At 70.8% G+C, this 19,993-nt stretch carries 21 protein-coding genes; 10 read left to right on the forward strand and 11 right to left on the reverse strand.

The genetic code is table 11. The features are described 5' to 3' along the window. Nucleotides 1-29 precede the first annotated feature (29 nt). Both EV188_RS08730 and EV188_RS08735 read right to left on the reverse strand, forming a co-directional pair. Complete coding sequence (locus EV188_RS08730; RefSeq protein ID WP_133825847.1) at nt 30-689, reverse strand: TetR/AcrR family transcriptional regulator; 660 nt, start codon at nt 687-689, stop codon at nt 30-32. 50 nt (nt 690-739) lie between these two features. Further along, a complete protein-coding gene (locus EV188_RS08735; protein WP_133825848.1) occupies nt 740-1,147 on the reverse strand; it encodes a hypothetical protein in 408 nt (135 codons plus the stop codon). A gap of 208 nt (nt 1,148-1,355) precedes the next feature. On the opposite strand from EV188_RS08735, the gene EV188_RS08740 reads away from it, so the two are divergent. From EV188_RS08740 to EV188_RS08750, 3 genes are all read left to right on the forward strand, one after another. Continuing rightward, nucleotides 1,356-2,372, forward strand: coding sequence for a helix-turn-helix domain-containing protein (locus EV188_RS08740; RefSeq protein WP_166659790.1), 1,017 nt, complete (start codon nt 1,356-1,358; stop codon nt 2,370-2,372). A 40-nt stretch (nt 2,373-2,412) separates the two neighbouring features. Then, complete coding sequence (locus tag EV188_RS08745) at nt 2,413-4,242, forward strand: helix-turn-helix domain-containing protein (protein ID WP_133825850.1); 1,830 nt, start codon at nt 2,413-2,415, stop codon at nt 4,240-4,242. A 226-nt stretch (nt 4,243-4,468) separates the two neighbouring features. After that, on the forward strand, nt 4,469-5,512 hold the full coding sequence (locus EV188_RS08750) for an alcohol dehydrogenase catalytic domain-containing protein (protein ID WP_133825851.1): 1,044 nt from the start codon (nt 4,469-4,471) through the stop codon (nt 5,510-5,512). On the opposite strand, the gene EV188_RS08755 is transcribed toward EV188_RS08750, so the two are convergent. The 3 genes from EV188_RS08755 to EV188_RS08760 form a co-directional block, all read right to left on the reverse strand. Then, entirely contained in the window at nt 5,513-5,737 is a 225-nt protein-coding gene (locus EV188_RS08755) for a hypothetical protein (RefSeq protein WP_133825852.1), read from the reverse strand. A 118-nt stretch (nt 5,738-5,855) separates the two neighbouring features. Continuing rightward, complete coding sequence (locus EV188_RS31475) at nt 5,856-6,005, reverse strand: hypothetical protein (protein WP_166659791.1); 150 nt, start codon at nt 6,003-6,005, stop codon at nt 5,856-5,858. Next, a complete protein-coding gene (locus EV188_RS08760) occupies nt 5,993-6,232 on the reverse strand; it encodes an ANTAR domain-containing protein (protein WP_133825853.1) in 240 nt (79 codons plus the stop codon). Before EV188_RS08760 ends, EV188_RS31475 begins: the two co-directional genes overlap by 13 nt. 1,126 nt (nt 6,233-7,358) lie before the next feature. Between EV188_RS08760 and EV188_RS08765 the strand changes: the two genes are divergently transcribed. Then, entirely contained in the window at nt 7,359-8,609 is a 1,251-nt protein-coding gene (locus tag EV188_RS08765) for a rep family protein (protein WP_133825854.1), read from the forward strand. Between the two features lie 284 nt (nt 8,610-8,893). On the opposite strand, the gene EV188_RS08770 is transcribed toward EV188_RS08765, so the two are convergent. Genes EV188_RS08770 through EV188_RS08780 form a run of 4 tightly spaced genes read right to left on the reverse strand, consistent with a single transcriptional unit; the run spans nt 8,894 to nt 12,246 of the window. After that, complete coding sequence (locus EV188_RS08770; protein ID WP_243741566.1) at nt 8,894-9,781, reverse strand: formylglycine-generating enzyme family protein; 888 nt, start codon at nt 9,779-9,781, stop codon at nt 8,894-8,896. Further along, nucleotides 9,778-10,068 (reverse strand): HAD family hydrolase, encoded by a 291-nt coding sequence (locus EV188_RS32220; protein WP_208114076.1) that lies wholly within the window; start codon nt 10,066-10,068, stop codon nt 9,778-9,780. Before EV188_RS32220 ends, EV188_RS08770 begins: the two co-directional genes overlap by 4 nt. Before the next feature lie 7 nt (nt 10,069-10,075). Further along, nucleotides 10,076-10,702 carry a haloacid dehalogenase-like hydrolase gene (locus tag EV188_RS08775; RefSeq protein ID WP_208114077.1) on the reverse strand — a complete coding sequence of 209 codons (627 nt, stop codon included), beginning with the start codon at nt 10,700-10,702 and terminating at the stop codon, nt 10,076-10,078. Between the two features lie 5 nt (nt 10,703-10,707). After that, nucleotides 10,708-12,246: an arylsulfatase gene (locus EV188_RS08780; protein ID WP_133825855.1), complete on the reverse strand. Its 1,539-nt coding sequence runs from the start codon at nt 12,244-12,246 to the stop codon at nt 10,708-10,710. A 729-nt stretch (nt 12,247-12,975) separates the two neighbouring features. On the opposite strand from EV188_RS08780, the gene EV188_RS08785 reads away from it, so the two are divergent. The 5 genes from EV188_RS08785 (at nt 12,976) to EV188_RS08805 (ending at nt 17,455) form a co-directional block, all read left to right on the forward strand. Further along, a complete protein-coding gene (locus EV188_RS08785; RefSeq protein ID WP_208114078.1) occupies nt 12,976-14,667 on the forward strand; it encodes a SulP family inorganic anion transporter in 1,692 nt (563 codons plus the stop codon). A 60-nt stretch (nt 14,668-14,727) separates the two neighbouring features. Further along, a complete protein-coding gene (locus tag EV188_RS08790; protein WP_133825856.1) occupies nt 14,728-15,414 on the forward strand; it encodes a GAP family protein in 687 nt (228 codons plus the stop codon). A gap of 253 nt (nt 15,415-15,667) precedes the next feature. After that, on the forward strand, nt 15,668-16,732 hold the full coding sequence (locus EV188_RS08795) for an AI-2E family transporter (protein ID WP_166659792.1): 1,065 nt from the start codon (nt 15,668-15,670) through the stop codon (nt 16,730-16,732). A gap of 10 nt (nt 16,733-16,742) precedes the next feature. Beyond that, nucleotides 16,743-16,838, forward strand: a complete 96-nt coding sequence (locus EV188_RS08800) for a YnfA family protein (protein ID WP_133825858.1) — start codon at nt 16,743-16,745, stop codon at nt 16,836-16,838. A 41-nt stretch (nt 16,839-16,879) separates the two neighbouring features. Beyond that, entirely contained in the window at nt 16,880-17,455 is a 576-nt protein-coding gene (locus tag EV188_RS08805) for an HD domain-containing protein (protein WP_133825859.1), read from the forward strand. On the opposite strand, the gene EV188_RS08810 is transcribed toward EV188_RS08805, so the two are convergent. Continuing rightward, nucleotides 17,448-17,921 (reverse strand): NUDIX hydrolase, encoded by a 474-nt coding sequence (locus EV188_RS08810; protein ID WP_133825860.1) that lies wholly within the window; start codon nt 17,919-17,921, stop codon nt 17,448-17,450. The genes EV188_RS08805 and EV188_RS08810 overlap by 8 nt on opposite strands. Before the next feature lie 158 nt (nt 17,922-18,079). Between EV188_RS08810 and tcmP the strand changes: the two genes are divergently transcribed. Beyond that, entirely contained in the window at nt 18,080-19,207 is a 1,128-nt protein-coding gene (tcmP, locus tag EV188_RS08815) for a three-Cys-motif partner protein TcmP (protein ID WP_133825861.1), read from the forward strand. Here the strand turns inward: tcmP and EV188_RS08820 are convergent. After that, nucleotides 19,193-19,942: a DUF5131 family protein gene (locus EV188_RS08820; protein ID WP_133825862.1), complete on the reverse strand. Its 750-nt coding sequence runs from the start codon at nt 19,940-19,942 to the stop codon at nt 19,193-19,195. The genes tcmP and EV188_RS08820 overlap by 15 nt on opposite strands. Nucleotides 19,943-19,993 lie beyond the last annotated feature (51 nt).

The following is a 19,993-nucleotide window of genomic DNA, read 5'->3' on the forward strand; positions in this document are numbered from 1 at the left end:
CAGGGGTCCGATCATCCCCGTCACATCGCTCAACCGGTGGGCAGCGGCCCGACCGTCACCCGGATGACCGCCCAGCACGCCTCGGTCAGCTGCGTCGCGAGCTGGTCGCGGGAGGCGCCGTGGGGGTCGTCGAGCCAGTGGGAGCTCGCGGAGTCGACCATCCCCACCAGCCCGAAGGCGAGCGGGTGCGCGACCGGCGGCGGGATCTCCGCCCCGAGCGAGCCGTCGACGAGCATCCCGGCGACGTGCTCGGCGACCGTCGCCCGGACGTTGGTCGTCGCGGACTCGCCGCCGGTGCCGAACGAGGTGCGCTTGAGGTAGCGGTAGACGTTGGCGTTCGCCTCGAGCCAGCCGAGGTGGGCGCGCAGCGCCTTCGCGAGCATCTCGAACGGGTGTCCCGACGGCCGCCACACCGGCTCGAGCTCGTGGACGAGCCGCTCGACCGAGCGCGCGGCGATGGCGCTCTGCAGGTCGTCGCGGCCCTCGAAGTGCCGGTAGAGCCCGGGCCGCGAGACGCCGGCCTGCGCGGCGATCTGCTCGGTGGTGACCTCGGGGCCGTGCTCGCCGATCGCGGCGACCGCGGCGTCGACGAGCTCGAGCCGGCGGGCCTCGCGGTGGCCGGCCCAGCGCGCGGCGCGCCCGTCGACGGGCGCGCCGTCGGCGGCCTCCTCGGCGGGTGCATCGGTCATGGTCGCCCCAGGGTGGCACCGCGGGGGCTGGGCGGCCAGTGAAGCGCAGGTCAGGACCGGGTGCCGACGTGCTCGCTCGCGCGCCCGACCAGCACCAGCACGCACCCCGCGAGCAGTCCCGCGACCACCGCCCGGCCGCCGTGGGTCGGGTCGGCGAGGGCCACCAGCGACGAGAAGATCGTGACCGCCCAGCCGAAGACCGCGAGCCAGCTCGAGATCGGCCGCAGGCCGTCGACCGACGTGGTGTCCCGCCGGGCGCGCACCGAGCGCCACGCCGCGAGCACGAACGCGAGGACGACGGCGACGACCACGGCGGTGGTGCGTCCCGCGCTCGGCGGCACGAGCCCGACGACCAGCAACGTCGCCGCCGCGACGACGAGCGCCGCGCCCGTGACCAGCCATCCGGCCCTCCGCACGCGGGCGTCGCCGCCGTCGCCGGCGGCGGTCCCGATGGGCATGGCGGGAGGGTATCGGCGCGGTGACCCGATCAGGCGCAGGCACGGTCGGTCGTGCGCGTTATGGTTGTCGGCCCATCGGTTGACGTCCCAGCCGTCGTTCGGCTGCGCCCTGCCCCGAGACGCGGTCGACGATCCCCTGCGCTGTATCCGGCCTCCGGCGCGGCACCTCCGCTGCGCTGCGTGCCGCCCCCGCGTTGAGGAGACCGCGATGGACTCGACCGCTCCCCCGGCGCCGAACCACACCCACCGGCTCGGCCCGCTCCGTCTCGACGCCGACCAGGTCCCGGTACCCGACCTGACCCGCGTGTGCCGGCACGCCCTGTGCATCGCCGACGCCGTGCGCTGGGTCGAGATCGCGGTCCCGGTCCGGCACGGCACCACCGTCACGTCCTCGGCGGGTGAGCTCTCCGCCGCCGCCGTCGACGCCGTCGGGCGGGGTCCGCGGGCGACGGCCGCCCGCTCCGGGGTCCCCGTCGTCGTCGACGACGTCGCCTCCGACACCCGCTGGCCCGTCCTGCGGCGCGAGAGCGTCGGCGCCCCGGCGTCGCTGCTCGTGCTCCCGCTCGGCCCCGTCGGCGGCACGCTCACGCTCGCGGCCGGCGCGCCCGCGGCCTTCGGCCCCGAGGTGCGGGCCGTGGCCGGCGAGGTCGCGCGTCTCGCCGGCCGCCTCCTGACCGTGCGGGACCAGCCCGACGGCGACCCGGGGGCCCGCGCCCGCGACGTCGTCGTGGCCGCCCGCGCCCTGCTCGCGCGGCAGGAGCAGGTCACGCCGGACGCGGCGTTCGAGATGCTGCTCGAGCGCGCCCACCGGCACTCCGAGACGGTCCTGGCCTGCGCCGAGCAGGTGCTCGACGAGCTCGGCGGCGTCCCGGCCGACGAGCAGGGCCGCCCGCCCGAGCCGGCGACGCTGCGGCGGGCGATCACCTACCTCGAGGAGCACGCGGCCGACGACGTCGACGTCGCCGACGTGGCGGCCGCCGCCGGCCTCGGGGTGCGCGGCCTGCAGATGGCGTTCCGGCGCTGGCGGGACACCACCCCGCTCGCCCACCTGCGCGAGGTGCGTCTCGCGCGCGCCCACCAGGAGCTCCGCGCCGCCGACGCGCGCACCGGCGGCGAGACCGTCGCCGACATCGCCGCACGCTGGCACTTCACCCACCCCGGCCGGTTCTCGGTGACCTACCGCGAGCGCTACGGCTGCTCGCCGAGCGAGACCCTGCGCGCCTGAAGCCCTTCGCCCGGCCCCGTCGGCGGTCTACCGTCGTGGCGTGGGCCACGCGCGGGAGGTGGACGCCGCGCGGCGGCGCTTCCTGCGCGACGGCCGTGACGCCGTGGCGGGCGGCGTCGTGCGGCCCGAGGTCCTCGCGTCGTGGGAGCGGTCGGCGGGCGTCGACACCGGGCGCCTGGCCGCGGTGCTGATCGGCGTCGACGACGGCCCGCGCACGGCGGCGGCGCGCCGGGTCGTCGACCGCGTCCACGCCCGCGACCCGGACCTCGACGCCAGCGTGCTCGTCGTCGACGGCGACGGCGTGGTGCTCGTGCGCCGCGACGGCGACACCGCGCTCGCCGAGATCCTCGACGCCCTGTGGGTGCTGCCGGGGTACGCCCACGCCGAGCACGTCGTCGGCACCACCGCGGCCGCGCTCGCCCTGCACGACGGCGTCGCCGCGGCGGTCGAGGGACCCGAGCACCTGCACCCCGCGCTCGGCGTCCTCGCCGGCGCGGCGGCCCCCGTCGAGGCGGGCGACCTCGCCGTCGTCGTGGTCCGCCACGCCGAGGACGGCGCCGTCCGTGACCTCCCGCTCGCCCGGACGCTCGCCCGCGAGATCGGCGACGAGGACGCGGCGGCCCGGCGCGGGCGGATCCTCGCCGTGCACGACGCCCTCGCCGCGGCGGCCGCGCAGGGTGCCTCGTGGGTGGTGGCGACCGACGGCGACGACCTGGTGCTGGGCGCTGGCGCGCGCCGGCTCCCGCCCGCCGACCAGCAGATCCTCGCCGACCTCGCCCTCGCCGGCCTGGCGCTCGAGAGCCCCGACGACCCGTACCACGTCGACCTGCCCTCGGGCGGCTGCGCGGAGGTCGCGGTGACCGGGATCCGGCACGGGGAGCGGCTCGTCGGGTGCGTGGTGGCCGGCTCGCCCGCGGTCGACGAGGGCGGCCGGCGCGAGGCGGAGGCGCGGCGTCGTCAGGGCTCGCACGTCGCACCCACCTCGCGGCGCGACTTCGCCGCCGACATGCGCGGCGACGAGCGCGCCCACGCCGAGGCCCGGGTGCGCGCCAACCGCGACCTGCTCACCCCGTCGCTGCGCGCGCGCCAGGAGCTCGCCGCGAACCTCGGGCAGCGCCGCCACCAGGTGCTCGTCGGCGAGGCCGGGGTCGGCAAGCGGACGCTGGCCGTCGAGCAGTTCGTCCGCCTGCACCGGGACGGGACCGTCACCGTCCTCGACGCCGCCGAGGACGGGGTGCGCGCCGCCGAGCCGCTCGAACGCCTCGTGCACCGGCCGCCGTCGCGCCCGCACCTCGTGGTCCTGCGCGGGCTGCAGGGCGTCACGCCGCTGTCCGCGCGGCGTCTCGACGAGCAGCTCGGCCTGCTGCTGGCGCGCGCGTCGAGCACCGTGGTCGTCGCGTGCCTGGACACGACGTCGGTCGACGCGAGCCGCCCGTACGGCCTGCTGCTGCGCCACTTCCACGAGACCGTCCGCGTCCCCCCGCTGCGCCACCGCGCCGACGAGCTCGCCGACATCGCGCTCTCGGTGCTGCGCGCGATCGGCGGCGGGCGCTCGCTGCGGCTCTCGCACCAGGTCATCCGCGTGCTCGAGGGCTACGCGTGGCCGGGCAACATCAACGAGCTCGAGGACGTGCTGCGCTACGTCGTCGCCCGCAAGCCGGTCGGCGTCATCCAGGCGCCCGACCTGCCCGCCCTGTGCTTCACCAGCCGCCCGCGGCTGACGATGCTCGAGACCGCGCAGGCCGACGCGATCATCCAGGCGCTCTACGAGGCGCGCGGCAACCGCTACCAGGCCGCCGCGATGCTCGGGATCGCCCGCTCCTCGCTCTACCGCAAGATCGACGCGTTCGGGATCAGCTACATCGCCTGAGGGGCTTCGCCCACGTGAGTGTTCTGGGTCGCCGGGGCGACCCGGAACACTCACGAGGCCGGAGGCCATCTGTCCCGGAAGCGGGTCAGTGATCGACTTCTCCGCGCCGGACGTCGTTCGGGACGTCCCATGATGGGACAGGTCCGTGTGTCCCACGCCACTAGCGTCGGGTCACGGCGGCCCCGCGAGGCGGCCGGGCCGCCGGAGCGAACCGACGGGAGCGACGATGAAGGCACTGGTGTACCACGGCCCCGGCAAGAAGGCCTGGGAGGACGTCCCGGACGCGACGGTCCAGGAGCCGACGGACGTGGTGGTGAAGGTCGAGACGACCACGATCTGCGGCACCGACCTGCACATCCTGCAGGGCGACGTCGCCGCGGTCACCGACGGCCGCATCCTCGGCCACGAGGCCGTCGGCACGGTCACCGCGGTCGGCGACGCCGTGCGCGGCTTCTCGGTCGGCGACCGGGTCCTCGTCCCGGCGATCACGAAGTGCGGGCGCTGCGAGTACTGCCAGCGCGGCATGCCGTCGCACTGCCAGACGGTCGGCGGCATCGGCTGGATCTTCGGCCACCTCATCGACGGCACCCAGGCCGAGCTCGTCCGCGTGCCCTACGCGGACACGTCGCTCTACGCCATCCCGCAGGGCGTCACCGACGAGCAGGCGATCTTCCTCGCCGACTCGCTGCCCACCGGCTACGAGGTCGGCGTCCTGGCCGGCGGCGTGCGCCCGGGCGACACGGTCGCGGTCGTCGGCGCCGGTGCGGTCGGGCTCTCCGCGGTGCTGACGACGGGCCTGTGGGGCGCGTCCAAGGTCATCGCGGTGGACTCGAACAAGTTCCGCCTGGAGAAGGCCGTCGAGTTCGGCGCCACCGACGCGATCGAGGTCGGGCCGGGGACGGTCGGCGACGTCGTCGCGCTCACCGACGGGCTCGGCGTCGACGTGGCCATCGAGGCCGTCGGCTACCCGGAGACCCTGCTGACCGCGGCCTCGCTGGTCCGGCCGGGCGGGACGATCGCGAACATCGGCGTCCACGGCACACCGGTCGAGCTGCCGATGCAGGACATGTGGATCAGCAACGTCACGCTGACCATGGGCCTCGTCGACACCGTGTCCATCCCGACCCTGCTGAAGATGGTCGCCTCCGGGCGCATCCCGGCCGAGAAGATGGGCACGCACTCGTTCACGTTCGACCAGATCAACGAGGCCTACGACGTCTTCGCGAACGCGGCGGCGAACCTCGCGCTGAAGGTCGTCATCACGCCCTGATCAGGGCAGCAGCACGAAGAGCGCGACCAGGCCGACGGCGACGAGCAGCGCCAGCCGGCCGACCCACGCGACGGTCGCCGCCTGCGCGACGAGACGGGCGGCGACCAGCTCCGGGTGCTCGCCCTGCTCGGGGCCCGCGGCCCGCACGGTCATCGGCACGACGGCCGGGCGGGCCGCGGGCGTGCGCGGCGCCGGGACCTCGACGTGCTGTGCCTCGGTGATCATCGTCTGCCCTCTCCCCGCGGAGTCCGTGGTCTCTCGCGGGGAACGTCGAGGCAGGTCAGGGCGTCGTTAGCGGATCTCCGCGGAGATCCACCCACCGGGTGGCGCGTCGGTGGTGCGGCTACTGCGCGTCGACGAGGAACCGCCCGAACGAGCCGTGGACGAGACGGGCGGCACGGGCGTACTGCGCGAGGTCCACGACGTCCTGCTCGGCGATCCAGGCCGACAGGTCGACCTCGACGGCCGCGCGCTCGTCGTCTAGATCGGGCACGTGGTCTCCTCGGTCGTCGGCATCGGCATGACGCGCCGCCACACCGCGCTCACGTCGTCGATCAGCCACGCGGCGACGAGCGGGATGCCGATGTCGGTCTCGCGCGACCACGCGACGAGCCGGTCGATCGCGCCCTCGGCGTCACAGCCGTAGCGCTCCATGAGGATCCCGGTCGCGCAGCTGATGACGTCAGGGCGATCGATCGCGTTCGGCGGGGTGTCGCGCACCGGACATGCCTCCCCTGAGCGGCCGCGTCGTCATCCCGCAGACCCACTCCGGTCGCCTCCCGGCCATCTGGTTGACCGTGATCGGCGACGGTACACCGGGTGCGTTCGGCGGACAGCGGGGGTGGGAGCGGGGCCGACACGGGAGATCAGGGGCGACGTCATCGACCGTGCGCGGGCGACGAGGTGCACCCCGTCGCCCGTGATCTCCGCGGGTGCCCGGTGGGGAGAGGAAGTGGAGCCGGCGCGGGGAATCGAACCCCGGACCTTTCGCTTACAAGCCCGATCGAGGACGGTCGTCGCTAGCGCTGAGCTGGGGAAGCCGCCCACAGCGAACTGGCTCGGACGAAGCTGCGTCCGGGAGTGTTGCTGTCAGCCGTTGCTGTCAGATCGGCTCAGGACCATCCGCGGGCGACGGCCCAGAGGCTGAGTCCACGTCCCTGCCGTCGGAGTTCGCGCCACGTCCGGATCGTCCGCATGAGTGCGGAGGCTGCCTGTCGAGCGCCCCGACGTCCATCGAACGGGTGTGCGAGGGCCCGCCGGCTGGCTGCGCTGCTGAACCTCGCCGGCTGGTTGCCTGTTGTTCGCGGCCACTTGCCGCACGGTTCGTGCTCGGGGTCTCTCCCTCGGCGGCGCGGGCTCTGCCCTGCCGGGCCGCTCGTGCGGGTGCAAGCGCCCCAGTCCTCGATAGCTGGCGCGCGTACTGCCTGGTTGCGCTTGCGGCTGTGCGGGCGGTCTGGCAGCCCTCGGGCGCGTCGTCGTGGGTGAGGCCCCGCCCCGACCACCACTCCCCCGAGCTCGTCGCACTCGTGGGCTCTCCTGAGGTCGGTGCCCTGGTCCAGGGCGGAGCGCCTGGCCGCCGGAGGCCGTATGCGTGTCGCACTGTCGTCCTGGTTGGCGTCGTCGCTGCCGCTGCCGTCATGCCCGGCCCCCGGGTCGGGTGCGCGCCCCGGGTCGGAGACAGGAGGGGAAGCGTGCCCGGCCCGACGGGGCCGGGCACGGCTGGCGCGCCAGCGCCGGCCCTGACCGTGGGCGGTGTGCGTTGAGCGCTCTCGGTAATGGGCGAACAGGTCTTCACAAGACCAGGCAGCGACGAGGAGCCAACGAGCGCCTGAGCCCGGGAGAGCGGGTGGCGAAGGCCCAGCACCGACGCGAGACCCGGTGGGCCCGCCGCTCACAACTACGTCCGATCACGAGCCTGCGGCGCGTGCGGAACTGCGGCACCCCGCTCGACCCCGACGGCGGGGTCACGCTCGCGCTCACGACGGGCGAGGACGGGACCCGCTCGGCCGGCTACTCCGGGCTCGCGTCATGCGGGTCGGTGTGGGCGTGCCCGCAGTGCGCGGCGAAGATCGCCACCCGCCGCGCCGGCGAATTGTCCAGGGTCATGCGCGCGGTCGACGAGGCTGGCGGGTCGGCGTTCCTGCTGACCCTGACGATGCGCCACGCCCGCGGGGACCGGCTCGGGCTGACCAAGCTGGAGCGGACCCGGCTGCGTCACCTCGAGGAGAACCGGTCGCGCTACGAGGCGGCGAACGCCAATCACTGGGACTTCGATGAGCGCGAGGCCGAGGCGGAGGCCATCGAGGAGCACTCCTTGCGGCAACGGAAGGGCTGCTGGGACGTGCTCTCCGATGCGTGGGCGCGGGTTACCTCTGGCGGGGCGTGGCAGTCCGATCAGGAGCTGTTCGGCGGGCTCCTGGGCTGGGCGCGGGTCGTGGAGGTGACCGACGGGGACAACGGGTGGCACGTCCACATCCACGCCTTGCTCTGCTTCGGCGCCCAAGTCTCGGCCGAGCTCGTCGCCGGCTCGATCGGCGCTCGCATGTTCTCCCGCTGGCGAGGCACCCTGGAGCGCAAAGGCTTCGACGCCTCAGAGCAGCATGGCTGGGACCTGCGGCGCGTGCAGCTCGGGGACGGTGACCTCGCGGACTACTTCACCAAGATCGCCCACGAAGTCACCGGTTCGCACCGCAAGGAAGGCCGCCGCGCGGGTGGCCGCACCCCGATGCGACTTCTCGCCGACGCGGTGGACACCTACGAGGAGTCGGCGGTGGCGCGCTGGTGGGAGTGGGAGCAGGCCAGCGAGGGCCGCAGGCAGCTCACCTGGTCCACCGGCCGACGCAACCTGCGCGCCCTAGCTCAACTTGGCGCCGAGGCCACCGACGAGGACATCGCGGCCGAGGACCTCGACGCCGACACCAGGCTCAGGCTGCCCGCCGACACGTGGGACACCGTCCATCGTGCGGGCGGGGAGGCCGAGCTACTCAACCTTGCCGAGGTCGGTGGCCTCGAAGCGGTGCGAGCCTGGCTGCACGCGCGGGGCCTGCGCTGGCTCCCCGACGTCGAGCGACCAACTGTGAAGCAGGCACATGAGTAGCGGCGCGCCACCGGACCGTTCCGCCCATGCTTTCGGTGGCGTCGCGCGCCTGGCCGAGACGTGGAGGGCACCGCCGGTCCTCTGGCGTAGTCCTCCGGGCGGTGAAGCGAACAGTCGGGCGTCCACCTCGCGGGCCCGTAGCGCCCCCGGGAACGGCGTCCTCCGGTGGGTCGCCACCGTCGTCACCATGTCGTGTTCGCCAACCCGAAGCTGCACGGCCATGGCCTCCGGTTCGACCCAAGTTTGGGGATGCTCGCTGGCTGCCTCGGTGCCACCGGCACGAACTAAGTGCCGGCGCCGAGGGAGCGGCCCACACAGCGGAAACCGACGTGACTCATCCCGGTGTCGATCGGTTGCGGGCGGCGGGCCGCCGGGCGGTAGCGCTGGCAGTAGCTGTCGGTGCAGAGGAACGAGCCTCCCTTGACGACGTGGCGCGGCACGAATCCCGTGTCCTCCGGGCCGCAGCAGGTGTGATCGACGACGTCGTAGAGATCGGCGGTCCACTCCCAGACGTTGCCGGCCATGTCGACGAGGCCGTAGGGGTTGGCGGGGAAGGCGCCGACCGGGGTGGTCCCCCCATATCCGCGGTCGGCGCGCCAGGGGAACTCGCCGTGCCAGAAGTTCGCGAGCCGCGTGCCGGGCTCCTCGGGCGAGTCGCCCCAGGTGTAGGTGGCGCCGTCGAGGCCGCCGCGGGCCGCGGTCTCCCACTCGACCTCGGTCGGGAGCGCGAGCCCGGCCCACATGGCGTAGGCGTGCGCGTCGGCGTGGGCGACGTGCACCACCGGGTGGTCGGCGCGGTCGGCCAACGACGAGCCGCGGCCCTCCGGGCGGCGCCAGGACGCGCCCGGGGTCCAGGTCCACCACTGCGAGAGGTGGCGGAGGTCGACCGGCCCAGGGGTGGGTGTGAAGACCATCGAGCCGGGCTGGAGGTTCTCGGCCGGAGCGCCCGGGAAGTCGGCGGGGTCGAGGGGCTGCTCGGCCACGGTGACGTACTTCGTCGCCCGCACGAAGGCGGCGAACTGGGCGTTGGTGACGGGGTGGCGCTCGATCTCGAAGGCGTCCACGTCCACCGTCCGGGCCGGAGCCTCCTCGGGGTAGTGGTGGTCCGAGCCGACGGTGAGCGTCTGGGCCTCGATCCGGCGCAGCTCTCCGGTGATCACGGCGGCGCTCACCGGTCCGGCTCCGCGAAGACGGTGTGCCAGTCGTTCTTCATGCTCACGACGACCCAGTCCTGGTCGTGGGCCCGCGCCAGGACGTCCTCGGCGCCCGCGGTGTCGGCGAACTCGCGGTCGGCGTCGTCGTGTGCCACGACCAGGCGCAGCGCCGGCCCGTCGGGACGGCCGGCGAACTCCAGCATGGGCAGGTCGCCGTTGGAGTTGCCGATCGCGACGATCGGGCGGCGCCCGATCCGGCTCCAGATCCGGACCGGCTTCTCCGGGCCGTCGTCGAAGAAGTCCATCTCGGCCTTATAGAGCAGCTCCCCGCCCGACCACGTCAGCCCCAGCGCTCCCGATCACGCGCTCCGGGGGGATGCCGTAGAGCTCCCCCGCCACGGGGCGCATGAAGTCCCGGTCGCCGCCGGAGGCGATGTAGACGGTGAATCCGTGGGCCTCCAGATAGCGCAGGAGCTCGACCATCGGCCCGTACCCGCACCCCCGGTAGGGCCGCTTCAGCTGCGGGTGCTCGGCGTCGACGAAGAAGGCCGTGACGCGGCGGTCATACTCCTCGACGCTCACCTCGCCGAATGCGCCCGTCACCGCCCTCATCAGCAGGCCCAGGTCGGCGTCATCACCGCGGTAGTGCTTGACCATCGCCGCGCCGAGCCAGTGCAGGTCGTGGGAGTAGGCGGCCTTGTACGGCTGCGTGTCGCGCAGCGACGGGTCGTCGCGCGCCATCTCGCCGAGCCGGCGGATGGTGAAGTCGAGCTGGATCGGCATCGGCTTCTCGCACCACAGCGTGCCGTCATTGTCGGCGACCGCCACGCGCGCTTCGGACGGGAGATAGTCGGGGCCCGACTCGTCGCAGACTCGTGCGACGAAGTCCTCGATAGCCGACCTGGTCTCCGTGTCGTGCCACGAGTCGAGTCCGATCACCGTGGTCAGTCCGCGGCCAGGAACTCGTGGAGCTTGGCGACGGCGTGGTCGATCGTGAACGACGCCGGTTCCTGACGGGGCGGGAACTCGTGGAACGTGTCGAGGAACTGGGTGCCGAGCACGGTGCCGTACACGGTGATGTAGGCATGATCGATGAACCAGTCCCAGTAGGTGTTGGACGTGATGTCGGCCCGCTCGAAGGGGTCCGTGCGCAAATTGAAGATCTTGGGCAGCCGGAGCAGGGTGAAGGGCTCGGCCCACAGACCCATCGTCCCGTGCAGACGCTGCTCCATGAACACGATCTTCCAGTTGTCGAACCGGATGCCGAGCACGTCGCCGTCGTCGGAGAAGTACACCATTCCGGCGCGAGGGCTGTGGGCCTGCTCGCCCGTGAGGTAGGGCAGCAGGTCGTAGCCGTCGATGTGGACGCGGAAGGTTTTCTCGCCGGCCTGGTGACCCGCCTTGAGCTTCTCGACGATGTCGGGGTCGCCAGCGGCGGCGAGAAGGGTCGGCAGCCAGTCGTGGTGCTGGACGATCTCGTTGGAGACGACACCCGCCGGGATGTGCCCGGGCCAGCGGATCATCTCCGGGACGCGGAACGCGCCCTCCCAGTTCGTGTCCTTCTCGCTGCGGAACGGGGTGGTGGCGCCGTCGGGCCAGGTGTTGGCGTGCGGACCATTGTCGGTGGAGTAGATGACGATCGTGTCCTCGGCGATGCCCAGCTCGTCGAGCAGGTCGAGCAGCTGCCCGACGTTGCCGTCGTGGTCGATCATGGTGTCGTGGTACGGCGACTGCCAGCGTCCCGCCTGCCCGATGCTCTCCGGCTTGGTGTGGGTGCGAAGGTGCATGTGGGTCATGTTCATCCACACGAAGAACGGCGTCCCCGCCTCGTGCTGCTTGCGAATGAACGTCTCGCAGGCACCGGTAGTCTCGTCGTCGATGGTCTCCATGCGCTTCTTGGTCAGCGGGCCGGTGTCCTCGACGCGCTGCTTGCCGACGGGCCCGTAGCGCGGATCGGTCTCGCCCGCGTCATCCTCAGTGGCCCAGGAGTGCAGGACGCCACGCGGGAGCGCGAGCTGGCGGAGACGGGGGAAGTCCTTTTCGCTGGGATAGTCCGGCAGCTCGGGCTCTTCCTCGGCGTTGAGGTGGTAGAGGTTGCCGAAGAACTCGTCGAAGCCGTGGACGGTCGGCAGGTACTTGTTCAGGTCGCCGAGGTGGTTCTTGCCGAACTGCCCGGTGGCGTAGCCCAGGGGTTTGATCAGCTCGGCGATGGTCGGGTCGTCAGCCGAGAGCCCGATGTCCACGCCCGGGACGCCGACCTTGCTCATGCCGGTGCGGTAGACGCTCTGGCCGGTGATGAACGCCGCCCGTCCCGCGGTGCAGCTCTGCTCGCCGTAGGAGTCGGTGAAGCGCATCCCCTCGGCGGCGACCCGGTCGATGTTCGGGGTCCGGTAACCCATCAACCCGTCGCTGTAGCAGGACAGGTTCGTGATCCCGATGTCGTCACCCCAGATGACGAGGATGTTCGGCTTCCCGTTCGGCATAGAGAGCTCCTTTGCGGTGGCGCGAATCGACGGGGCGCCAAGTGGATGCGGGCAGAGAGGATGCGCAGGCTTCTCAGCGGGGGACACCACGCATTGAGACCGCGTGGAGGCTCAGGGATTGGAGGCGGGGCGAGAATGCCGTGGAGGAGCGCCTCGTCGACGACCTCGCTGTGCATACGGTTTCGGGCACGGCCTCGGTGACCTCGAGCAGTCCGAACTCGCCGGCGACGTCGTGAACGAATTCATACGAAGCTCGTCCCCACACGATTTGTCCATCGCCTGGAAGAATCACCGAGTCCTTGCGTATGGCGATGAACCCACGGTCGGCACCGTCGACAGAGTTGTCGGCGCAGGACGGGCCCGCAGGTTGGACCTGGGTCATGGAGACTCCGGAGTCGCTCGGTCGAAGGGAGTGGCCGCGGGCCCAGTCGCCACAGTCTTCGTGCATCACCCCCGCGTGCCGTGGCTGAGCACGGAAGGGCGCCAAGCAGGTATACGCGATCACGTCCGTCGTGCATACCGCTCAGGTGCGCAGTGATCTCGTCGGGCGCCCGGCGAAGAAGATGATCGACTCGCAGTGTCCCCACCGACGGTGCTGGACAGGTATCGGCAGGCACGTCAGAGTGATCTCCGCCGATCTCTCCGCGGACGACCAGGGGCAGGCCATCCGCGCGGCCATCGCCCAGCTATCCCACATGGTGATTCCCCCGGCGCGAGAGGCCGTGACTCGTGATCGCACCCTCCCTGCACGGGTACCGGCCGGCCTGGGCCCGGCGCGATCTGGTGGCGGGGGCGACGGTGTGGGCGGTCCTGGTGCCCGAGTCGCTGGCCTACGCCACGATCGCCGGGGTCCCGCCGGTGGTGGGTCTCTACGCCGCCGTACCTGCGCTGGTGCTCTACGCCCTGGTCGGCAGCTCGAAGCACCTCGTCGTCGGCCCGATGGCGGCCACCGCCGCCCTCTCCGCGAGCGTCGTCGCCGACGTCAGCGGGGGCGGCTTCGACCCAGCGACACTGACCACCGCGTTGGCAATCACCGTCGGGCTCGTCGCGATCGTGGCCGGCGCGTTCCGGCTCGGCTTCCTCGCAAGCTTCATCTCCGAGCCCGTGCTCAAGGGTTTCATCGTCGGCCTGGCGCTGACCATCGCCGTGGGCCAACTCCCGAAGCTGATCGGGGTGGAGAAGGGCGAGGGCGACTTCTTCGCCCAGCTCTGGCACTTCGTGACCCACCTCGGCGACGCGGACCTGCTCAGCGCAGCGATCGGGATCGGCACCCTCGCCGTGGTCCTCGGACTGCGGCGCTGGCTACCGACCGTCCCCGGCTCGCTTGTGGCGGTCGCGGTGGCCATCGCCCTGGTGTGGACCCTCGCTCTCGACCGCCACGGCGTCGACGTAGTCGGCCCGATCACCGCCGGACTTCCCCCGCTGGGGCTGCCGGCCATCCCGGCCTCGACGTATCTGCAGCTGGTGGGCGGTGCCCTCGGGGTCGCCTTGGTCGGGTTCGCCGAGGGCCTGGGGGCGGCCAAGACCTACGCCACCCGCCACGGCTACGAGGTCGACCCCAACCGGGAGCTGCTCGGGCTCGGAGCCGCGAACATCGGGGCCGGGCTCGCGTCCGGGATGGTGGTCAACGGCAGCCTCTCCAAGACCGCCGTCAACGGGTCGGCCGGCGCCCGCACCGAGGCGTCGAGCCTGGTCGCTGCGGCGCTGACCGTGGTCACCCTGCTGTTCCTGACCGGACTGTTCACCCGGCTCCCCGAGCCGGCGCTGGCTGCGATCGTGATCGCCGCGGTCGTGGAGCTGATCGACATACGCGCCCTGGTGACGCTCTACCGGATGTGGACGCGGCGCCTGGGGTCGATCTACGGGCTGGCCGCTCGAGCCGACTTCGCTGCTGCAGTCGCCGCGCTGCTCGGGGTCCTGGTCTTCGACACCCTCCCCGGCCTCTTCATCGGCATCACCCTGTCGCTGGTGCTCCTCCTCTACCGCGCGTCCCGCCCGCACGTCGCCGAGCTGGGCCGGGCCGCATCCGGTGCCGACCTCTGGATCGACCGCGACCGCCACCCCGACGCCGCGGCCGCCGACGGTGTCGCGGTCGTCCGCGTGGAAGGCGGCCTGTTCTTCGCCGACGCCGATCACGTCCGAGACGCCCTACGCGACGCCGCCGGCCCCGGCGTACACGGAATCGTCCTCGACGCCCGCTCGGTGCCCTTCGTCGACGTCACCGCCGCCCGGATGCTCGTCGAGCTCACCGCAACCCTCGCCGCCCGGAACGTCGAGCTCGTCATCGCCCGCGACCTCGGCCAGGTCCGCGACATCCTGCGCGCCACCGACGGCACTGCCCCTCGAGTCTTCGCCGAGGTCGACGCCGCCGTCGCCGCTCTCGGCACCGCCCCCTCGACCGATCCCAGGAGACGGCCGTGACTCCTGCCGAGGCAGACGACCTGCAGGCCACCATCCGAGGCACCAGCCTCGGTGCCGAGAATGGGTGAGGCCATCGGCGCGGTCCTCCCGCTCGCCGTCGGGGTGTCGCTGAGCCCCATCCCGATCATCGCGGTCGTGCTGATGCTCGCGACCCCACGCGGGCGCGCGAACGGGATCGCCTTCGTCCTCGGCTGGATCGTCGGCCTCAGCGTCGCCGGCACGATCGTGCTGCTCGTGTCGGGCGGCGCGGGAGCGAGCGACGATCAGGCCCCGGCCACCTGGGTCGGCATCGTGAAGCTCGTCCTCGGCGCCGCGCTCGTCGTGCTCGCCGTCGTCCGGTGGCGGCGTCGCCCCCGCGGCGCGGGCGACGAGGCCCTCCCCGCGTGGATGACGACGATCGACAGGTTCACCCCGGCGAAGTCCGTCGGCTTCGGGGTCGCGCTGTCCGCGGTCAACCCGAAGAACCTCCTCATCACCGTCGGCGCCGCCGCCGCGATCGCCCAGACAGGGACGAGCGCCGGCGGGCAGGCCGTCGCCCTGGCCGTGTTCGTCGTCCTCAGCACCATCGGGCCCGCCGTCCCGCTCGCGATCTACCTCGGGATGGGCGACCGGTCCACCCAGGTCCTCGCATCGCTCCGGACCTGGATGGCCGCGCACAACACCGCGATCATGTGCGTGCTGCTGCTCGTGATCGGGGTCAAGCTCGTCGGCGACGGTGTCGCCGGCTTGTTCGGGCGAGGCCCGTGAGAACGATCGGTCGAAGTCACCGGCCCTGAGTGCCCCCGGCAAGCACACCGATCTCTCCGGTCATCACCGGGCAAGGCCCGTCACGTAGTCGAAAGAGGTAGATGAAATGAGTTCGTCGGGCTCATCGACTCCTGCCGGCCAACCCAGGACGGTCGACGCTGACTCAGAGGACAACTTGGAGGAAGGCTCCCGAGTTGTCTCGGACCGGCCTCCAGCGGACGCGGACCCGCTGCCGATTCGACGAAGGGTCACCGTGGGCGAGGCGGCGATGGTTACCGCTACCGTGATCGGTGTCGCCGCGCTCGCCGTGGCCGCGTACGCCGCCCGCGGCGCGCTGATCCTGGTCTTCGTCGGCTTCTTCCTCGCCACCGGGATCGAACCGGCGGTGCGCTACCTCGGCCAACGCAGGGTTCCGCGCGGTGCCGCCGTCGCGCTGGTCGTGCTCGGTGTCCTGCTCGTGTTGACCGGCGTGGTCGCCGTCATCGTCGTGCCCGCCGCTCATCAGGTCGGCGTCCTGGCCCAGCAGTTGCCCGACCGGATGAACCAGCTCGGGGCCCAGGTCGGGGGCCAGGGCACCTCGCTCGGCGCGGCGCTCCAGGACCCCGCCCAGCACCAGCAACTACAACAGCAGGCCAGCAGCGTCGGCAAGGCGGTCGGTGCCGCCCTCACCGTGGTGTTCTCCGCCCTGGGCGCCGTGCTCGGCGGCGTCTTCTCCGCGGTCACGGTCCTCGCGCTCATGGTCTACTTCGCGCTCGCGATGCCCCGCATCCTCGCCGGGCTGAATCGGACGCTCGCGCGCGAGGACCGCATCAAGACCGCGGACCAGGCCCTCGGGCGGATCGGCGGCTACGTCTCCGGCCAGCTGCTCGTCTCGCTGGTTGCGGGTCTCACCTCGCTCGTCTTCTTCCTGCTGGCGGGCCTGCCCTACCCCGCACTGCTCGCGCTCGTCGTCGCCATCCTCGACGCCATCCCCCAGGTCGGTGCCGCCCTTGCGTCCCTGGCCGGGATCGGGGTGGCGCTCACGGTCAGCCCAGGCCTGGCCGTTGCTACCTTGGCCTTCTTCGTCGTCTACCAGGCAGTCGAGAATTACCTGGTCGCCCCACGCGTGTTCGCCCGCACCGTCGAGCTCAGCCCTGCCGCCGCATTCGTCGCTCTGTTGATCGGCGGGTCGGTCGGCGGACTCCTCGGTGCCATCACCGCACTCCCATTGACCGCCGCCGGGAAGGTCGTCCTTCGCCAGGCTCTCCAAGAACGCCGCGCAGCCCGTCCCCGCCGACCGTCGGACCCAGGCGGCGCCCCACTGAGCACCGACACGTAGGGCCTGGGGCATGGTCTTCGACAGCCACCAACCGAACCGACTCGACGTCATCGGCGCCCTGATCTGCCTGGCCGGCGCCGGAGTGATCGTGTACGCCCGGCGGTGACGCGTGAGGTTGGGTCAGAGGCCCGACGATAGGTTGAGCAGGTGGAATCGGGAGCGGAGGCCGTCGGGGCCTCGCCGGCACGACGAGCCGCCGAGACGCTCGCGCGTGATCTCCTAGCACCCCTTGGCAACCGCTATCGCCACACCACGCAGGTGGCGGCGCGCGCCGAAGAGCTGACGCTCGCCGTTCCAGAGGCGGACCGTGAACTCCTCGTCGTAGCGGCCTGGTGGCACGACCTCGGGTACGCGCCTGACCTCGTCCAGACGGGTTTCCACCCCATCGACGGCGCCCTGTACCTGACGGCCAAGGGTCACTCGCCGCGGCTGTGCGCGCTCATCGCGCATCACTCGGCGGCGACGTTCGAAGCGGCGGAGCGCGGCCTCGAAGCAGAGCTCGCCGAGTGGCCGCGCGAGGAAGGTCCGGTGCCAGACGCCCTCTGGACGGCGGACATGACTACGGGGCCTCGAGGTGAGCGGTTCGACTACGCCGAGCGTCTCTCCGAAATTCTCGCTCGATACGCCGAGGACTCGATCGTCGGGCGCGCCATGTCCCGTGCGCAGCCATCGATCCAAGCCGCGATCGATCGGACCAGCTTCCGCCTCGCGGCCGCTAATTGATCTCGGGCTCGCTGCCCGCCCTGAGCGCAGCCTCGATGCGCCGGCGCATCGACGGGTGGATGTCCAGCTCGGGGACGTCGGCGACGTCGACCCACTTCGCCGCCTTCGTCTCGACGTCGTCCTGGCGGGGCTCTCCGCTGATCACGCGCGCGTGGAAGCACACGGAGAACTCCTGGCGCACCTCGCCGTCGTCGTAGGCCATGACGTGGCCGGGGTCCGTGTAGATGCCGACCAGACCCGTGACCTCGACACGCACGCCGGTCTCTTCCTCGACCTCGCGGACCGCGGCGTGGACGACCGACTCCCCCAGGTCCATAGCTCCGCCCGGGAGGGCCCACCGATCATTGTCAATCTTGTGTATGAGCAGCAGCCGTCCACGACTGTCCCGCACTGCGGCCGTCACCGACGGCACGATGCTGTTCGCCTGAGGTGCCTCCGGGTCGTCGTAGTAGTCGATGCGCGCCACGCCTCCATCTTGGCTGATGAAGCCGACGTGCGAACGCTCGTGCCGCTGGCCGCACTTCCTAGGCTCAGTCTTCACCCGACGAGCGCATCGTTGATTCTCGCCGAGCCATGTAACGTTAGGCCGTTTGCGCTCGACAGCATCCGGACGACGGGGGGAAGATGGCCGGCAGGAGCAAGCGACTTCTCGAGCTTGAGAAGACAGTGTGGCCGTCTGAGCCGCACGGGATGCTCAAGCATCTCGCCTATCGCTTGTACCTCCAGTGCTGGATGGGCAAGCTGCTTCAGGCCTTTCCAAGTGCGACAGTGGTTGACTGCTTTGCTGGGCCCGGAGTGTACGAGGACGAGAAGCCCGGGTCGCCACTCATGGTAGCCAATACCTACCTAAACCACACCCGCCTCGCACACCTTGGCCACCTGAGAATTATCTGCCAGGAGGACCGGAGCGATCGAGTCGAGAGACTCAAGCACGAGGTGAGTAAGACTCCAACCGCTCACGGTCTTGAGATTCAGATCGAAAAGCCCGGGAAGTTTCACGATCGCGTCGACCAGCTCGTCGCGTCCGCCCGTCGGCAGGGCGAGGAGTATCCCGTCCTATGGCTAGTCGACCCATTCGACATCAAGTCAGTCTCGATGGCAGACCTCATGAAGTGCGTTGCTGGACCGCGAGATGAGTTCATACTTACGTTCTTCGCTAATGAGATGTACCGTCTCGCCGGTAAGAACGATAACCTGAGCCCGGCTCTTGATCGGCACTTCGGTTCGAATGCATGGCGAAAAGCGCTTATCTATCGTGGTGAAGCTGAGCGCAAGCAGGCATTCGTAGATGTGTTCGCCGAAGGCGTGAAGAGTCGTGGTCAGTTCGAGGTCGCGGACTTCGGGATTCGCGTGGCGAATATGTCTCCACGCTACTCGCTGATACTTGCGACACGCGACATGTCTGGCCTTCAGTGCTGGAACAGCATGGCTTGGCACATCGATCGAGTTGCGGGCCGTGGACAGAAGTCCGGAATGGAAGACCAGTTTGATCTCTTCGGCGGCCAGTCCGAGTACCCCAGACTTGAGGGAGAGCTTCAGGGCCTGGCAGGCAGAGAGGCCAGCTGGTCGCAGCTAGTCGACACGACTCTGCGATGTGGCTTCAAGGAGACTCATCTGCGGCAAGTACTTACTCGCTTGAACGAGAAGGGGTTGGCGTTCCGCGCCTCGAAGTTGGAGAACAAGACACCGTGGCCGACCGGCTGCGCCGTGCGTTTCTACGCGCCTGAGTACCTTGATCTAGATTGCGACTAGGTCGCCCGGCATCTCGTCCCACGTTCTGCCATCAAGAAGTCTGCCGTTCGCCTTCGGACTCCGGCCGCCCCACTGCTTGAAGAAGAATGCGGTATCTTGCGAGCGACAAGCGTCACGTAACTCACGGAACCAGCAAGGGTCTGCCGCCCGAAAGTGCGGACCGGACTCCCCGCCGGCAATCAGCCAATCGATGGACTGAAGATCAATGGTCCTGATTGACCCCAGGAGAGGCTCCGCGGAGATGAATTTTACAGCCGCGGGGACAGAACGTAGATCGTCAACCCGGTGAAGCACATCGGTGGATTCGACGCTGGTCCCAAGCCATAAATTGGAAGGCCATGGAAGCTGGTCAGCGATCTTGCGCACTCGACTAGGACGTTTCGTGAGTACCTGATACGTGTGCCGGGGTGTCTCTTCGATCACTTGGAAGACATCCTTGACGAAGTCCAGCGGGACCTTCGCGTGAAAGAGGTCGCTCATCGAGTTCACGAAGACGACTCTCGGCTTCTTCCACCGTCGTGGCTCGTCTAGCGCCGACGGATGTATGGATACGCCGAATCCTGGGCCGCTGGTAACGGGGTCGCCGTCAGTTTGATACTTGGCCTGTCCCATACCCTTGAGGCGCTTAGCAAGCACAAGCGCGTAACAGTTATCGCAGCCCGATGAAATTCGGTTACAACCGGTCGTGGGATTCCACGTGGCTTCTGTCCACTCGATCGCGCTGCTTCCGCTCATGCGCCCCTCCCTGGTTCCGGGCACTGTAACCGCGGGCCAGCATCAACCTGC

Source organism: Actinomycetospora succinea, assembly GCF_004363095.1.
Taxonomy (GTDB): Bacteria; Actinomycetota; Actinomycetes; order Mycobacteriales; family Pseudonocardiaceae; genus Actinomycetospora; species Actinomycetospora succinea.

Excerpts from the sequence above, each read along its gene's own strand:
- EV188_RS08730 (WP_133825847.1), bottom strand. The coding sequence starts at position 689 with ATGACCGATGCACCCGCCGAGGAGGCCGCCGACGGCGCGCCCGTCGAC.
- EV188_RS08735 (WP_133825848.1), bottom strand. The coding sequence starts at position 1,147 with ATGCCCATCGGGACCGCCGCCGGCGACGGCGGCGACGCCCGCGTGCGG.
- EV188_RS08740 (WP_166659790.1), top strand. The coding sequence starts at position 1,356 with ATGGACTCGACCGCTCCCCCGGCGCCGAACCACACCCACCGGCTCGGC.
- EV188_RS08750 (WP_133825851.1), top strand. The coding sequence starts at position 4,469 with ATGAAGGCACTGGTGTACCACGGCCCCGGCAAGAAGGCCTGGGAGGAC.
- EV188_RS08755 (WP_133825852.1), bottom strand. The coding sequence starts at position 5,737 with ATGATCACCGAGGCACAGCACGTCGAGGTCCCGGCGCCGCGCACGCCC.
- EV188_RS32220 (WP_208114076.1), bottom strand. The coding sequence starts at position 10,068 with ATGGACTTCTTCGACGACGGCCCGGAGAAGCCGGTCCGGATCTGGAGC.
- EV188_RS08780 (WP_133825855.1), bottom strand. The coding sequence starts at position 12,246 with ATGCCGAACGGGAAGCCGAACATCCTCGTCATCTGGGGTGACGACATC.
- EV188_RS08790 (WP_133825856.1), top strand. The coding sequence starts at position 14,728 with ATGGGTGAGGCCATCGGCGCGGTCCTCCCGCTCGCCGTCGGGGTGTCG.
- EV188_RS08800 (WP_133825858.1), top strand. The coding sequence starts at position 16,743 with ATGGTCTTCGACAGCCACCAACCGAACCGACTCGACGTCATCGGCGCC.
- tcmP (WP_133825861.1), top strand. The coding sequence starts at position 18,080 with ATGGCCGGCAGGAGCAAGCGACTTCTCGAGCTTGAGAAGACAGTGTGG.
- EV188_RS08820 (WP_133825862.1), bottom strand. The coding sequence starts at position 19,942 with ATGAGCGGAAGCAGCGCGATCGAGTGGACAGAAGCCACGTGGAATCCC.